The following is a 15,627-nucleotide window of genomic DNA, read 5'->3' on the forward strand; positions in this document are numbered from 1 at the left end:
GCGCTTTCGCGCCGCCAGCAGTTGGGAACCTATTTGCCCGCGCAAAGCTCCGCGGTGGTCTTGTTGGGGAGGTAGTCCTTGCCGAAGCCGAGCGGCTCGACCAGCGCGATGTGCTCCGGCGAACCGAGGAACGTCTTCAGCTCGGCGTTGAACGCCTCCTGCAGATCGGTATCTTCCTTGCGGAAGCCGAAGCCGCCATGGCCTTTCACCGACTTGCCGGCAACCTCGCCGAACGGCTTGGTCGATTCGACGCCGTCGGCCTTCTTGGCCATGTCGGCGATCGAAAGAGCGGTCAGCGCGGCAGCGTCGGCGCGGCCCGACTGGACGGCGGCGACCAGGCTGGACTGGTCGGGCAAGGCAACGATCTGCCCTGCGGCGACACCAGCGTCCTTGGCATAGCCGCCCTCGACGGCGCCGGCCATCACGGCGAGCTTGAGATCCGGATTTTCTTTAAAGCTGGAAAAGTCCTTCACGCCTTTCGGATTGCCTTTTGCCACCAGCATGGCCTGACCGATGCCGTAGGACGGCTCGGAGAAATTGATCTCGGCGCAGCGCTTCGGATTGATGAACATGCCGGCGGCGATGATATCGAAGCGGCCGGCCTTGAGACCCGGAATAAGCGAGCCGAATTCGGTCAGCACGCCGTCAACCTGCGCGATGCCCATCTTGGCGAGCACCGCCTTGGCAACTTCCGGCGCTTCGCCGGTCAGCTTGCCGTCAGGCGTGGCGTAACCGAACGGCGCCTCGTTGGCAAAGCCGACGCGGATGTAGCCGTCCTTCTTGGCCCGTTCGAGGGTGGTTTCAGCATAAGCGGGCAGCGCCGTGAGTGATGTCGCGGCAAGCGCGAGGCAGGCGGCGGCTTTCACGACCATCCGGCGCGATATCGATGATTTGAACATGCTTTTCTCCCATTGAACAACTGACGAATGGTTCCCAGGGCGCAGCCTTCTTCGAGGTCGACACCCGTTTGAGAAGACGTATACAACTGCCCTAGACATCGTGCAAGCGAAGATATAAAAAACACAGAAATTCGGCGATAATTCGTAGCCAAGCCACAAATTATTGCCCTAGTTGTGCACAATTTAAGAAAAACAGCATACCGGTAGGTGGATTTCGGTGGCGAGCGCGAGCGGTTTCGGGACTTTCACGCAAGCGGAGTATGCGCAGCGCCTGGCCGGCGTGAAGACGCGCATGGAGAAGGCCGGCTTCGACCTCATCATCTGTCAGGATCCAGCCAACATGTGCTGGCTGACCGGCTATGACGGATGGTCGTTCTACGTTCCGCAATGCGTGCTCGTCCATCTCAGGGAAGACCGGCCGATCTGGTTCGGCAGGGCGCAGGACGCCAAGAGCGCACGCCTGACCACCGGCCTGCCGGAGAAGAACATCGTGCCGTTCTCGGAACGGCTGGTGCAGAAGCCCGTCGAACACCCCTATGACGAACTCGCCCAACTGATCAGGTCGCGCGGCTGGGGAAAGGCCCGCGTCGGCGTCGAGATGGACGCGCACTATTACACCGCGCGCTGCCATGCCCATCTCGTCAGCGGGCTGCCTGACGCGCACTTCGCCAACAACCACGACCTCGTCAACTGGGCGCGGCTGGTCAAATCCGAAGCCGAGCTGGTGCTGATCCGCGAGGCCGGTGCGATCTGCACGCACGCCATGAACCGCGCCATCGAAAAGATGCGGCCCGGTGTGCCCCAGAACCATGTCGTTGCAGAAATCTATCACGCACAGATCATGGGCGTGCCTGGAGCGGGCGGCGACTATGCCGCGATCTGTCCGCTGATGCCCGTCGGCGAGGGCACCAGCACGCCGCATCTGACCTGGTCCGACGCGCCGCTGCCGGACAGTGGCCTCGCCATTCTGGAGATCGCCGGGGTGCGGCGGCGCTATCATGCGGCGCTGACGCGGACCGTACATTTCGGCAAGCCGCCGCAAGCCATCGTCGACATGGCCAAGGCGATCGTCGAGGGCGTCGACGCCGGCCTTGAGAAGGCGCGCCCCGGCTACACCGCCGAAGAGGTGGAAGCCGCCTGGCAGGCAGTGTTGAGGAAGAACGGGCTGAAGAAGGAGAGCCGCGTCGGCTATCCGGTCGGGCTCGCCTACCCGCCCGATTGGGGCGAACGCACCGCAAGTCTTCGACCCGGCGACACCACCGAGATGCAGTCCGGGATGTGCTTCCATTTCATGGCCGGCGTTTGGCTCGACGATTTCGGCATCGCCATCTCGGAATCCTTCGTCGTCACGGATCACGGCGGCGAACGCCTCTGCGACGTGGCGCGCGAACTCATCGTCATCGACTGACCCATGGGACTGACCATGACTGACGGGAAGCCGATAACTGACGAAAGATCATGCCGGCAACGAAACCGGTAAACCAGCACGAGGACGCCTGATGGACCGTAATCCGTTTTCCGAGGCCGAAATCGCCGGCCGCCTTGTCAGAGTCCGCACGGCGCTGGCTGAGCGCGAGCTCGACGCGGCAGTCTTTGCTTCGCCGGAGAACGTTTTTTACCTCACCGGGCTCGATCACTGGGGATATTTTGCCCCACACCTGCTGATCGTGCCGCTCGAAGGGAAACCTGTCCTGGTCACCCGCTCGATGGAAAAGGTGACGATCGAGAAACAGGTGACGGCAGCGGAATTCCGCGGCCATTCCGACAGCGAAACGGCGGCCGACCTCGCCGCGCGGGTGCTTGCGGAACTCAGCCTGTCCGGAAAGCGGATCGGCCTCGAATACTGGACGGCCGGCCTCAGCCATGGGCTTGCCGTCGCACTCCAGACGCAGGCCGATGCCAGATGGAGCGATGTTTCCGGGCTGGTCGACAAGATGCGGCGGGTGAAGAGCGCCGAGGAACAGGCGCTGATGCGTCAGGCGGCACAAGTGACCGACGCCGCCGCCGGCGCCGCGATCGCCGCGATCTCGGACGGCGCCTCCGAACAGGAGGTCGCCGCCCAATGCGTTTCAGCAATGATCCGCGCCGGCGGTCATGCTCCGGGCTTCGGCCCGTTCATCCGCCCGGCCGCACGCCTGGGCGAAGAGCACACGACCTGGGGCGACGGAATCTACCGCAAGGGCGAGCCGGTCTTCGTCGAACTGTCCGGCTGCATCTCGCGTTATCACGCGCCGCTCGGCCGGCTCGTTCGCATCGGCTATATCAGCGACGAAGACGCCGCGATGGTGGAGGTGACCGCCAGGGCTTTTAATGCGGTCGTCGAGGCGCTGCGGCCCGGCGCCAAGGCGCGCGACGTCTACGCCGCCTGGCAGGCCGTCGCCGACGAGGCCGGTCTTTCCCACTATCGCCGCCATCACTGCGGCTATCTGGTCGGCGCCGGACAGCCGCCATCATGGACCGGCGGCAATTCGGTGACCGGCTTGAGGCACGATTCCGATCTCGAGATCGAGACCGGGATGAGCTTCCACATCCTGTCGTGGCTGATGGGCACTGGTCGCGGCGACGACTTCGTCTCCAACACCGTACTTCTGACCGATGCGGGTGCAGACGTGCTCACCCGCACGCCGGCCGGCCCGATCGTTCGATAGGCCCACACGCATGGCACGCTACTCGGCATTTTCGATTTTCCGCAACGCGCTGTCTGGCCAGAAGAACTGGCAGCGCGCCTGGCGGGCGGCCGAGCCAAAACCGTCCTACGACGTGATCGTCATCGGCGGCGGTGGACACGGTCTCGCTACCGCCTTCTACCTCGCCGAGAACCACGGCATCCGCAATGTCGCGGTGCTCGAAAAAGGCTATATCGGCGGCGGCAATGTCGGCCGCAACACCACCGTCATCCGCTCCAACTACCTGCTTGACGGCAACACCCAGTTCTACGAATTCTCGATGAAGCTCTGGGAGGGCATGTCGCGGGCGCTGAATTTCAACGTCATGTTCTCGCAGCGCGGCCAGCTCGTCACCGCGCATTCGGCCGATCAGCTCGACGGCTTCAGCCACCGCGCCAACATCATGCGGCTGAACGGCATCGATGCCGACATCCTCGATCGCGACGAGGTGCGCCGTCTCGTGCCCTATCTCGATTTCTCCTACACAGCCCGCTTTCCGATCCATGGCGCCATCTTCCAGGGCCGGGCGGGCACGGCGCGCCACGACGCCGTCGCCTGGGGCTATGCGCGCGCGGCCGACGGCCATGGCGTCGACATCATCCAGAACTGCGAGGTGACAGGCTTCCTCCGCGACGGCGACAGGATCGTCGGCGTCGAAACGACGAAAGGCCGGATCGGCGCCGGCAAGGTCGGGCTCGCTGTTGCCGGTCATACATCCGTGCTCGGCGCCAAGGCCGGCATTGAACTGCCGATCGAAAGCCCTCCTGCAGGCCTTCGTCACCGAACCGCTGAAGCCGTTGGTAAACCAAGTCGTCGCCTATGGCGCCGACCATTTCTACGTCAGCCAGTCGGACAAGGGCGGGCTGGTCTTCGGCGGCAATCTCGACGGCTACAATTCCTACGCCCAGCGCGGCAATCTCGGCGTTGTGCGCGAAGTGGCGGAAGCGGCGATTGCGCTGATGCCGTGCATTTCGCGCGTCCGTCTGCTTCGCCATTGGGGCGGCATCATGGATATGACCCCCGATGCCAGCCCGATCATCTGCCCGACGCCAATCGAGGGTCTCTATCTCAACGGCGGCTGGTGCTATGGCGGCTTCAAGGCGACGCCGGCCTCCGGCTGGTGCTTCGCCCACACGATCGCCACCGGCAAGCCGCATCCGTTGATCGCAGCCTACGGGCTCGATCGTTTCCGCACCGGCCACACGCTCGACGAGGCTGGCGCCGGCCCCTCCGCCTGGCTGCAATAGGAGGCGCAAGACAATGCTGCGCATCGAATGCCCCTGCTGCGGTCCGCGCGACCATGACGAGTTCCGCTATGGCGGCGATGCCTCGGTCACGCGTCCGGCCCACGACGATCCCGATCCGGAGGCCTGGTACCGTTACGTTTATATCAGGGCAAACCCGGCTGGCCTGCATCGTGAATTCTGGCAACACGTGATCGGCTGCCGCCAATGGCTGGTGGTCGAACGCGACACGCGCAACCACGCCATCGCATCCGTCGATCTCGCCAGGAAATTATCGGCCAGGAAATCCCCCGCCAGGAAGCCAACGGCATGAGTTCGAACCACAAGCGGCTGGCGATGGGTGGCCGCATCGACCGCGAGCAGCCGGTCGAGTTTAGCTTCGACGGCCGGAGCCTAATCGGATATCGCGGCGACACGCTTGCCTCCGCGCTGCTCGCCAACGGCATCACCCTGGTCGGGCGCAGCTTCAAATATCATCGTCCACGCGGCATCTTTTCCGCCGGGCCCGAGGAGCCGAATGCGCTGGTTACGCTCGCAATCGCAGGCAAGCGCCAGCCGAACCTTCCGGCGACGACACTGGAACTCGAAGACGGCCTAGTCGCGGAGAGCCAGAACCGCTGGCCTTCGCTTGCCTTCGACGTGCAAAGCGTCAACGGCCTGTTGGCGCCGTTCCTTTCTGCCGGCTTCTACTACAAGACCTTCATGGGCCCGACGCGCCGCGCCTGGATGTTCTACGAGCACTTCATCCGCAAGGCGGCCGGGCTCGGCAGAGCCGGCACCGACCCTGATCCCGACCGCTACGACATCAGTCATGCCTTTGCCGATGTCGCAATCATCGGCGGCGGGCCGGCAGGATTGTCGGCGGCGCGTGCTGCCGCAGCGGCCGGCGCGCGGGTGGCGCTGATCGAACAGGATTTCCGGCTCGGCGGCCAGCTTCTGGCAGAGCCGTCCGACAGCGCAGCGGCCGCATGGTTGAGACAGGCCGAGGCCGAGTTGGAGAGTTCCGAAACCGTCACTCTGATGAAGCGGACGACCGCTTTCGGCATCTATGACGGCAATGTCATCGGACTGGTCGAGCAACGCGACCCAACCAATCCGGCCGGTGAAGCGCGGCAGACGTTCACCATGCTTCGCGCCCGCTCGATCGTTTTCGCCACCGGCGCGATCGAGCGACCAATGGTGTTCTCGAACAACGACCGGCCCGGTGTCATGCTTGCCTCGGCCGCCCGGACCTATCTCAACCGTTTCGCCGTTCTGCCCGGCAAGAAAATCATCGTCGCCACCAACAATGACGGTGCCTGGCGCACCGCCTTCGACTATGCCGCGGCCGGCGCAGAGGTGACGGTTGCCGATGTTCGCGCAGCACCGCCCACAGCACTTGCCGCAGAAGCCGCACGGCTCGGCGTGGTGGTGCGGGCCGCAACGCGCATCGTCGACCTGCGCGGCAGCCATGCCGTCAGGCGTGCAACGCTCAACGGACCGGACGGCCAATCCGAGGCCGCCTGCGACCTGGTCTGCGTGTCCGGCGGCTGGTCGCCAACCGTGCATCTCACCTCGCACCTGGGCGTCAAACCTCAGTATCGCGACGACATTGGCGGCTTCGTGCCGGGTGCGTTTCCGGCGGACCGGTTCGGCGCCGGCTCGATGATGGGAATTTATTCGACCGCCGATGTCATCGAGGACGGTCATCGCGCCGGCACCGAGGCGGCATCGTTCTGCGGCAAGTCGGCGCCGGTGCCCCCTCCGTCGAAACTCGATCTCCGCGAGACCGCCACGGCGCCGTTTCGCGAAATCCCTTCTCTCGGACGTGGAAAGGCTTTCGTCGATTTCCAGATGGACGTGACGACCGGGGATATCGAGCTCGCCCATCGCGAGGGCTATGAATCGGTCGAGCACCTGAAGCGCTACACCACGCTCGGCATGGGCACCGACCAGGGCAAGACCAGCAATTTTGCGGCGCTTGCCTCGATGGCGGCCTTACGCAACGCAACCATCCCTGAGACCGGCGCCACGACCTTTCGACCGCCCTATACGCCGGTCGCCATCGGTGCGCTTGCCGGACGCGCCATCGGCCATCATTTCAAGCCGATCCGCCGCACCCCGATGCACGACTGGCACATGGCGAACGGCGCCGAGATGCTGGAGGTCGGGCTCTGGATGCGGCCCTATTTCTACAGGCAATCCGGACGCGACGTGAACGAAGCCTATATCGCCGAAATGCGCAACGTGCGGCAAGCCGCAGGCCTGATGGACATCTCCACCCTCGGCAAGATCGATGTCCAGGGCCCGGATGCCGCGGTTCTCCTCGATCGCATCTACGCCAACGGCTTTGCCAAACTGCCGGTTGGCCGTGCGCGCTACGGCGTCATGCTGCGCGACGACGGCATCGTCTTCGACGACGGCACCACGACGCGGCTGGCCGAGAACCGGTTCTTCATGATTACCTCGACCGCCAAGGCCGCCGACGTGCTGTCGCGTCTTGAATTCCTGCTCGATACGGCCTGGCCGGATTTGCGCGTCGCCGTGACCTCGGTGAGCGATGAATGGGCGGCGATGTCGGTTGCCGGACCGAAAAGCCGCGCAATTCTGAGTGCGGCGTTTCCCGCTCTCGATGTTTCCGACGCGGCACTTGCGCATATGGGACTGCTCGAAAGCGAATGGCAGGGCCGTGCGCTCCGCATCCTGCGCCTCAGTTATTCCGGCGAGCTCGCCTACGAAATCTATGTCGGCGCAACTGCCGGTGAACGGCTTTGGAGCCGCCTGCTCGAAGCAGGCAGAGCATTCGACCTGAAACCTTACGGCGTCGAGGCGCTCGGCGCGCTACGCGTCGAAAAGGGCCATGTCGCCGGACCTGAAATCGATGGACGCACGACACTCGACGATCTCGGCCTCGGCCGCATGGCCGGCAAGCGCACCGGCTTCGTCGGCGACGTGCTGCGACGGCGCCCGGCCATGCTGGCGCCCGACCGGCAGCGCCTGGTCGGACTGGAATGCATCGAGGCGGGAAAGCGCCTTAGCGGTGGCGCAGTCCTGTTCCTGCCGGGCGACAAAGCTTACGGCCACGGGCGCGGCCGTGTGACCTCCGTCACCTTCAGCCCCGAACGCGGCCACTATGTCGGGCTGGCGCTGCTTGCCGGCGATGTCGCTAGCGAAGGAAGCGAGGTCGTGGCCGTCTATCCGATGAAGGCCGAAACGGTGCGTGCCTGCACCGTCTCGCCGGTATTCCTCGATCCGCAGGGGGAGCGGCTGCATGGCTAGCATTATGTCTTCTCAGGAGTTCAGCCTGTCTGTGGCGGATTGTCCGCTCATCCAGGTTGAGGGCTGGGACGGGACGCTGAGGCAATTCGAATCGAGCCTCTCGACGTCGCTCGACACCAAGCTTCCCGCCTCGGTCGGAGAGACGGTTCGCCACAAAGGTCTCCTCGTCATCCGCATCGCGCCTCGCCGCTTGTGGCTGCCTCTCGACGACGGTTTTGAAGCGCCTTTGCTTGCCGTCGACCCGGATCTCGGTTGTTCGGTCTCTCTCGACGAAGGTCGCGTGCGTTTCAGAATGGCTGGGGCCGACGTCGCGCGGGTCCTCTCCAAATGCATCACTGTCGACTGGCGCGCGCCGGCGGCCGCCCCGGGCCGCGCCGTGCTGACATCCTTGCACCATGTGCCCGTGCTCTTCCTGCGCACCGGTGAGACCGCGTGCGAACTCATCGTGCCGCGAAGTTTTTCGCGAAGCCTTTCGGATTGGATTGCCGGATTGGATTGCTGACGCCGCGGGTAGGGAAAGGACCTGAACGCGAACGCTCCCCTCAGGAGCCACTCCACGGTCTTGCCCCCTGGATGATCTCTTGGGCACGTGCGGCAAACCGACCGGCGAGCGGCGACTTGCTGGCGGCATCGGCCGACGCCGCGCTGCCTGCCCGCGCCCGGTCGGCAATGCCAACAAAAATCACCGCGAAACGGAACAGCGAAAAAACCAGGTGGAAGCGCTGCAGGGGCGCAGTGGGCACGGCATGCGCGAAATAATGGTCGAGGAATTCGCGCTGGCTCGGAATGCCGAGTGCGGCATGATCAAGGCCGAGGATGCCGCCATATTCGTCCGGGGTCGAATGCCAGGTCATCGAGCAAAAGCCGAGATCGGCGAGCGGATGGCCGATCGTCGACAGTTCCCAATCGAGAATGCCGATCACCTCCGGCTTTGTGGGATGGAACAGCAGATTTCCGAGGCGGAAGTCGCCGTGGGCGATCGACACGCGTCCATCATCTGCGGGCAGATGCTGCGGCAGCCAGTCGGCGACCGCTTCGAGTGCCGGAATCCTGTCGCTCGGCGATTCCCCGAGCTGCCTGGTCCAGCGGCCAATCTGGCGCTCGAAATAGCTGCCGGCCCGGCCGTAATCGCCGAGACCCACCTCGTCGGGACGGACAGCATGCAATTTGGCCATCGCTTCGGCCATGCCGAAATAGATGCCGCGTCGCTCAGCGGCGACAAGACCAGGCAGCGAACAGTCGTGGAAGACGCGACCATCCAGCCGCTCCATCAGGTAAAACGGCGTGCCGAGCGGCTCGGCGCCGGCGTGATAGAGCACCGGCCTTGGAACCGGGACGTTGGTCGCTGCGAGCGCTTCAAGCATGCGGAACTCGCGGTCGACGGCATGCGCCCCACGTAGGATCGGCCCGGCCGGCTTCTTGCGCAGCACCATGCGATGCGCACCATAGTCAACGAAGTAGGTGGGGTTGGACTGCCCGCCGCCGATCCGCTCGAGCGTCATTGCGGCATCGCCGAAGCGGTTCGCGAGAAAGCCCTTCAATGCCGCAGGATCGAAATCCGCATTCAACGGCATCTTTTCCTCCTGAGATGCCACCCCGCGTCGCCTATGCCTCGCCTTCGACAGTCCAGCGCCAGAAGCTCTCTTCCTCGTCGAGGAAACGGTTCAGCACCATCTTGTGGACCTCATCGGCACCATCGACCAATCTTGCCTGGCGAGCATAGCGGTAGATCCATTCGAGCACAGTGTCCTTTGAATAGCCCCGCGCGCCATTGATCTGGATCGCCACATCGGCCGCGTCATGCAGCACATTGGCGACCTGGACCTTGGCCATCGATACTTCCTTGCGGGCAAAGCCGCCGCGATCCAGCTCCCACGCAGCCTTCATCACCAGGATGCGGCCGATCTCTATGCGCATGGCGAGGTCGCCGAGCTTCAGCTGAACGCTTTCGCGGTCGGCGAGGCGCTGGCCGAAACCGTGGCGCTCGGCAGCGTAGGCGCGCGCGATCTCGACGCAGCGCTTGGACAATCCGAGCCAGCGCATGCAGTGGGTAAGCCGCGCCGGGCCGAGCCGCACCTGCGTCACCTTCATGCCCCTGCCCTCGCCAACCAGCATGTCTTCGACAGGGATTTCGAGCCCATCGAACTCCAGCTCGCAATGCCCGCCATGCTCCTCCGGGCCCATGATCTCGATGCGGCGCATGATGCGCCAGCCAGGCTGGTCCTTGTGGAACAACAGGGCCGACAGACCATGGCGCGGATCGTCCGAAGTTCGCGCGATCAGGATGAAATGGCTGGCCTCCTGCGCGCCGGTGATGAACCATTTGCGGCCGGTCACCACATATTTGTCGCCGCGCCGCTCCGCACGCGTCATGATCATCGAGGGATCCGAGCCGCCGCCGGGGTGCGGTTCGGTCATGGCAAAGGCTGAGCGCACCTTGCCCTCGACGATCGGCTTCAGCCATTTTTCCTTCTGCGCTGGCGTGCCGAGCGCCTCCAGAACCATCATGTTGCCATCGTCGGGCGCTGCCGAGTTGAACACCACGGGTCCGAAGATCGACCGGTTCATCTCCTCGTAACAGACCGCTATGTCCATCTTGCCGAGACCGGCGCCACCGCTTTCCAGCTTGAGCTGCAGGCACCACAGCCCCGCCATCCGCGCCTTGGCGCGAAGCGCCTCCAGCAGCGGCAAGGCGACATTTCCATGCGCGTCATAGGACATCTTGTCGGCTTCGAGCGGCAGGATCTCACGCTCGACGAAGTCGGCAATGCGGGCGCGATAATCTTCGGTGCGGGCTGGAATGTCGAAATTCATGGACAAACTCTCAGCGAAGCGAGGTGGCCGCAATCGTCTAGAAATCGAGCGAGCGCTCGTTTTCCGTATTCGCCTCTATCCCCTTTTGCAGCCGCCGTCATCCGGCGAAGCGTGGTTCCGCAACGCCCTTGATGCCAAGGCCGGTTATTGCGAACAGGCGATAGGCGAACCGCCTCACCGTGTGGCGATCGGCGAGCCGCCTCAGAACGCGACCTTGTCGCCGCCCTTCAACGACAGGATTTCGCGCGCCTCGTCGGGCGTCGCCACCTCCATGCCAAGCCCCTCGATGATCTTGCGGGCAAGCACCACCTGCTCGGCGTTCGATTTGGCAAGCTTACCCTTGCCGGCCCAAAGACTGTCTTCGAGCCCGACGCGGATGTTTCCGCCAAGCGCTGCCGATTGGGCCGCGATCCGCAATTGGCTGGCGCCGGCACCGAGCACCGACCAGCGGAACTGGTCGCCGAACAGCCGGTCGGCGGTGCGCTTCATATGGGCGACGTCTTCGGGATGCGTGCCGATGCCGCCAAGCAGACCGAATACCGACTGCACGAAGAACGGCGGCTTCACCAGCCCGCGATCGGCGAAGTGCGAGAGATTGTAGAGATGGGCGATGTCGTAGCACTCGAACTCGAAGCGCGTGCCGTTGTCGTAGCAGGTCGCAAGAATGTATTCGATGTCTTTGAACGAGTTGCGGAAGACAAGGTCGCGCGTCGCTTCCAGATGCGGCTTTTCCCAGTCGAACTTGAAAGTCTCGTATTTGTCGACGAGGTGATAGAGCCCGAAATTGATCGAGCCCATGTTGAGCGAAGCGACCTCAGGCTTGAACTCGGCGGCCGGGCGCACGCGTTCCTCGACCTTCATATAGGGACTGCCGCCAGTGGTGATGTTGATGGCGGCATTGGTGGCCTGCTTGATGCGCGGCAGGAAGCGGGCGAACGCCGCCGGCGTCTGGTCGGGCTTGCCGGTCTCGGGGTCGCGGGCATGCAGATGCAGGATCGCCGCACCCGCCTCCGCCGCCGCGATCGCTTCGGACGCGATCTGGTCCGGCGTGATCGGCAAATAGGGCGACATGGTCGGGGTGTGGATCGCCCCGGTCACCGCACAAGTGATGATCACCTTGCCCTTAGCCCGCCCACTGCCTGGTTTGCGGTTCGTTTCCGTCATCTTCCAAACTCCTGATCCGATTTTTTCTTGTGCGCCGCCAGCGCCATCAGCCGGCGGTCGCGCCAAATCTGCCGTTCGCCGAGTTCTTCCCGCGGCAGCCGCTTGCGGCGGTCGGCCTCGACCGTTTCGATGACCTCGCCGGCCCAGTCGACGCGGCGCAGCATCTGCGGAAAAATGTTGGAATAGATCGTCTGATAGCGCTCGACATAGTCGCGTACACCGCCCGGCGCATTGAGGTCGATCGTTTCGAACGGACCCATGAACGACCAGCGCAGCGCCAGCCCGTCGCGAATGCCGATATCGACGTCCTCGACGCTGGCATAGCCGTCGGCGACAAGGCGAAAAGCCTCCTCCAGCAGCGCGCCCTGCAGGCGGTTCATGATGAAGCCGTCGAGCTCGTGCTTCATCACCAGCGGCGCGTGGCCCGCATCGACTAGGAAGGCGCGGGTCCTTTCGATTGTCTCGGAAGACGTCCACGGCGCCGGCACGACTTCCGCGGCTGGGATGAGATAGGGCGGATTGATTGGATGCACGACCAGGCAGCGGTGCCGCCCTTGCAGATGGTCGGTGAACTTCGACGGCAGCAGCGCCGAGGTGGAACTGGCGATCACCGCTTGCGGAGCGGCAATTGAATCGATCCGAGAGAACACCTCGCGTTTCACATCGAGGCTTTCGGGCGTGTTCTCCTGGATATGGACTGCATCGGCCAGCGCCTCGCCCAGTTCTGCCACGACGGCGATGCGACCAAGCACGGCGTCGATTGCCTGTCGCCGCAGCAGATCGTTCGCCGCGAGGTCGCCGAGCACGCCGGCGATATAATCATGCGCGCCGGTCGTCGCGGCCGGCGACTGGTCCCACATCTGCACATCGTGGCCGGCGCGGGCAAAACTGATCGCCCAGGCCCGTCCGATGAACCCGCTGCCGACAATTGCTACTTTCACCATGGTCGGGCTCCTCATAGGGTTTCGACGTTGCCGTCGACGCCGAGCGACTGGCCGGAGATGTTGATCGCCGCATCGGACAACAGGAAGGCGATCATCGCGGCGACATCATAAGGGCTGGTCATGCGGCGCAGCGAGATGTTCTGGAGATAGCGCTCCGTCATCTCCTCGTTCGACACACCGAGCTGCCTGGCCCGATCGGCGATGACCTTGTCGATGCGTGATCCCTCGATGATGCCGGGCAGGATGGCGTTGACCCTTATGCCGTGCGGCCCGAGTTCCTTGGCGAGGCTTTGCGTGAAACCGATGATGCCGAACTTGGCCGCCGAATAGGGGGTGCGGAAAGCGTAACCAAGGCGGCCAGCGGCGGACGACATCGAGACGATCGAGCCGCCGCCCGCCGCCTTGATCAACGGCACGGCACGCCGGGCGCAGAGGAACTGGCCGGTCAGGCAGACGTCGATGCAGCGCCGCCAGTCCGCCGGATCGATTTCATCGACGCCGCCGGTCGGCCCGGCGATGCCGGCATTGTTGATCAGCGCGTCGAGCCCGCCGAGCTTTTCGTTGACGGTCTCGAACAGACGGTCGACGTCGTCTTCGCGCGAGACATCGGCCCTGACCGCGGCGACGAGGGCGATCTTGTCCGGAGCAGCAGCCAGCGCTTCGTCGGAAACGTCGCAGACGACGATGCGCGCGCCGAGCCGCGACAGCGTTTCGGCGATGGCCAAGCCGATGCCGCCGGCGCCCGCCGTCACCAGCACGCGCTGCCCCTTCAGCCCGGTCAGAAAATCGTCCGCCGACGACGGCGCCGCTTTACTTATCGCCGTCGCACTCATCGTCCGATCCTTTCTCATTGCAGCCGCCGTTCGCGCAGCGCCATGGCGGCGCCCAGAACGACCAAACCGTACAGTATTGCCCTTGTGGCATAGGGCAGCTGAAATAGTGACGAAAGCGCGACCTCGCTGGTGGCTTGGCAAGCAGAAGCAGTTCTAACCTGCTCGGGCGCGCCCAGACTTTGAGTTTCAATGTAAACCGCCATGGATTCGCGTTGTTTCCACGACCAAGCCATAGCGCGGGCTTGCTCGCTTAGCCCCTAAGGCCGTCCTGGGGGCTGCTCCTGCGGAAACTTGCTTTCGTCTATGATTGCCACGGCCTGCTCGATGCTGTCTCTCACCTCGAAACCGATCCAGTGTCCGTCCATCAGATGCGTTTGCCTGGCACAGGCGAGGAAATAGCTCCCGGCCTGTTGCGCAACAAAGTTAAGCTGCCTCCTCTCATTGATTTTAATTCCCTCTGGCGGATCGGTGTACGCCCCCCAGATCGCATCGTCGGCCGTCAACTTCACCGGCATCTCTGACTGAGCGTAGACCCTGGTCACCATCAGGCTGTGCGGGAAAGACGAGGAGCCATTGATGAACTCGATCTCTACCGACCATTCTGCTGGCACGATGATCGTGAGATTGCCGCCCCAGTAACCGTTAAAGTCTATTATGTCGGTCCGGATGTTGTCCCTGCGGTACCGCTCGACTTGGTTCCAATCGGCAACAATCTCTATGGCCACTGTCTTGGCTGCGGGATCATTCTTGATCCAACTCGGGACGAAAGGCTCCCAGCCAGAGCAATTCCAGGCAATGCCAAGGCGACGGCGAGAAGGGCAAGGTGAGCAAAGCGCGCCATCGCAATCAGAGGCTCCTCCCGAGCGGGCGGCCGAGCGCAAGCGGCCGCCAATCGAGGTCGACCGGGCTTGTTCCCTAGGGAAGAGAACACGCTCGAAACAGCATCCGTACCAGCAAACCCATAGTGCGCTATCGTCAGCAGTCAAGAACAACGTCATTGCTGCTATGTCGGGTGGGATGCGTGTTGGAATTGCCTGCAGTGCATCAATGCGAGGGCGACGGGCGATTCCGTAATATGAAGTTCTGCTTCAGCGATCGCGAAGGGTCTGTTGCGCTATTCGCCACGCCTGCTCCACATGTCGCCGGGCTGCGGCTTCGGCCTCATCGCCGTTGCGCGACTTGATGGCGTTCATGATGTCGGTCATTTCGGCAATTGCGGCATCGCGGCGGTCCACCGAAGCAATGGTCATGGAACGCAGTTGGTTGATGCGGACGTTCAAACCCTGGACGATCTCCCAGGCGATGCGCTTGTCGGCAGCATCGAAAAGCACCTCGTAGAATTTTGTCGTCGCCCGCATCACCTCGATCGGATTGGCTGAGGCCCACGCCGTCAGCAGCACATCGAATGCGCGCTCAAGCGCAGTGATCTGGTCCTGCGTCGCTGTCAGCGCACAGGCGCGCGCCGCAATGCCCTCCATCAGGGCGCGCAGTTCGTAGATCTCGTCGGTGCGGCTGAGATCTGGGCGGGCCACGGCCGGTCCGTGGCCTGGTATCATCTGGACAAGGCCCTCAGTCTCCAACTGCCGCAGGACTTCGCGCACCACCGAGCGACTGACGCCGAGCTGGTCGCAAAGCGGCCGTTCGACCAACCGTTCGCCGGGTTGGAAGTGAAATTCCATGATCGCGTCGCGCATGCGCTCCAGCGCCAGTGTTCTGAGCGTCTTGGTGGATCGTTCGATCCTCAGTGTGTCGTCGGCCAATTCATCACCTCCCAGCATCCGCAAACAAACAGATTCGACGATCCG

The 15,627-nt window shown here is 63.7% G+C and carries 14 protein-coding genes and 1 pseudogene; 6 read left to right on the forward strand and 9 right to left on the reverse strand.

The features are described from left to right. Positions 1–29: 29 nt before the first annotated feature. Complete coding sequence (ehuB, locus tag NKH12_RS02015) at positions 30–899, reverse strand: ectoine/hydroxyectoine ABC transporter substrate-binding protein EhuB (RefSeq protein WP_352951645.1); 870 nt, start codon at positions 897–899, stop codon at positions 30–32. Positions 900–1,116: 217 nt separating this feature from the next. Here ehuB and NKH12_RS02020 point away from each other — a divergent pair, with 217 nt between their 5' ends. From NKH12_RS02020 to NKH12_RS02045, 6 genes and pseudogenes are all read left to right on the forward strand, one after another. Then, the gene (locus NKH12_RS02020) at positions 1,117–2,307 is read left to right on the forward strand and encodes a M24 family metallopeptidase (RefSeq protein ID WP_352951646.1); all 1,191 of its coding nucleotides are present in this window, start codon (positions 1,117–1,119) and stop codon (positions 2,305–2,307) included. Between the two features lie 91 nt (positions 2,308–2,398). After that, positions 2,399–3,547 (forward strand): M24 family metallopeptidase, encoded by a 1,149-nt coding sequence (locus NKH12_RS02025; protein ID WP_352951647.1) that lies wholly within the window; start codon positions 2,399–2,401, stop codon positions 3,545–3,547. Between the two features lie 10 nt (positions 3,548–3,557). Continuing rightward, positions 3,558–4,812 (forward strand): annotated as a pseudogene (locus tag NKH12_RS02030) (sarcosine oxidase subunit beta family protein). 13 nt (positions 4,813–4,825) lie between these two features. Next, positions 4,826–5,122, forward strand: a complete 297-nt coding sequence (locus tag NKH12_RS02035) for a sarcosine oxidase subunit delta (protein ID WP_352951648.1) — start codon at positions 4,826–4,828, stop codon at positions 5,120–5,122. Beyond that, the gene (locus NKH12_RS02040; protein WP_352951649.1) at positions 5,119–8,067 is read left to right on the forward strand and encodes a sarcosine oxidase subunit alpha family protein; all 2,949 of its coding nucleotides are present in this window, start codon (positions 5,119–5,121) and stop codon (positions 8,065–8,067) included. The genes NKH12_RS02035 and NKH12_RS02040 overlap by 4 nt, the downstream gene beginning before the upstream one ends. Further along, entirely contained in the window at positions 8,060–8,569 is a 510-nt protein-coding gene (locus NKH12_RS02045) for a sarcosine oxidase subunit gamma (protein WP_352951650.1), read from the forward strand. The genes NKH12_RS02040 and NKH12_RS02045 overlap by 8 nt, the downstream gene beginning before the upstream one ends. Before the next feature lie 40 nt (positions 8,570–8,609). Here the strand turns inward: NKH12_RS02045 and NKH12_RS02050 are convergent, their stop codons facing one another. From NKH12_RS02050 to NKH12_RS02085, 8 genes are all read right to left on the reverse strand, one after another. Further along, positions 8,610–9,641: a phosphotransferase family protein gene (locus NKH12_RS02050; RefSeq protein WP_352951651.1), complete on the reverse strand. Its 1,032-nt coding sequence runs from the start codon at positions 9,639–9,641 to the stop codon at positions 8,610–8,612. Between the two features lie 31 nt (positions 9,642–9,672). After that, positions 9,673–10,881, reverse strand: a complete 1,209-nt coding sequence (locus NKH12_RS02055) for an acyl-CoA dehydrogenase family protein (RefSeq protein WP_352951652.1) — start codon at positions 10,879–10,881, stop codon at positions 9,673–9,675. Positions 10,882–11,082: 201 nt separating this feature from the next. Then, positions 11,083–12,045 (reverse strand): 3,5-dioxohexanoate:acetyl-CoA acetone transferase, encoded by a 963-nt coding sequence (gene kce, locus NKH12_RS02060; protein ID WP_352951653.1) that lies wholly within the window; start codon positions 12,043–12,045, stop codon positions 11,083–11,085. After that, positions 12,042–12,989 carry a 3-hydroxyacyl-CoA dehydrogenase gene (locus NKH12_RS02065; protein ID WP_352951654.1) on the reverse strand — a complete coding sequence of 316 codons (948 nt, stop codon included), beginning with the start codon at positions 12,987–12,989 and terminating at the stop codon, positions 12,042–12,044. The genes kce and NKH12_RS02065 overlap by 4 nt, the downstream gene beginning before the upstream one ends. Before the next feature lie 11 nt (positions 12,990–13,000). After that, positions 13,001–13,822, reverse strand: coding sequence for an SDR family oxidoreductase (locus tag NKH12_RS02070; protein WP_352951655.1), 822 nt, complete (start codon positions 13,820–13,822; stop codon positions 13,001–13,003). A 14-nt stretch (positions 13,823–13,836) separates the two neighbouring features. After that, entirely contained in the window at positions 13,837–14,025 is a 189-nt protein-coding gene (locus NKH12_RS02075; RefSeq protein WP_352951656.1) for a hypothetical protein, read from the reverse strand. Positions 14,026–14,079: 54 nt separating this feature from the next. Beyond that, positions 14,080–14,547, reverse strand: coding sequence for a sulfocyanin-like copper-binding protein (locus NKH12_RS02080; RefSeq protein ID WP_352951657.1), 468 nt, complete (start codon positions 14,545–14,547; stop codon positions 14,080–14,082). A 363-nt stretch (positions 14,548–14,910) separates the two neighbouring features. Beyond that, positions 14,911–15,582: a GntR family transcriptional regulator gene (locus NKH12_RS02085; protein ID WP_352951658.1), complete on the reverse strand. Its 672-nt coding sequence runs from the start codon at positions 15,580–15,582 to the stop codon at positions 14,911–14,913. Positions 15,583–15,627 lie beyond the last annotated feature (45 nt).

The sequence above is a fragment of the Mesorhizobium sp. M1322 genome (assembly GCF_040318085.1).
Classification (GTDB): domain Bacteria; phylum Pseudomonadota; class Alphaproteobacteria; order Rhizobiales; family Rhizobiaceae; genus Mesorhizobium.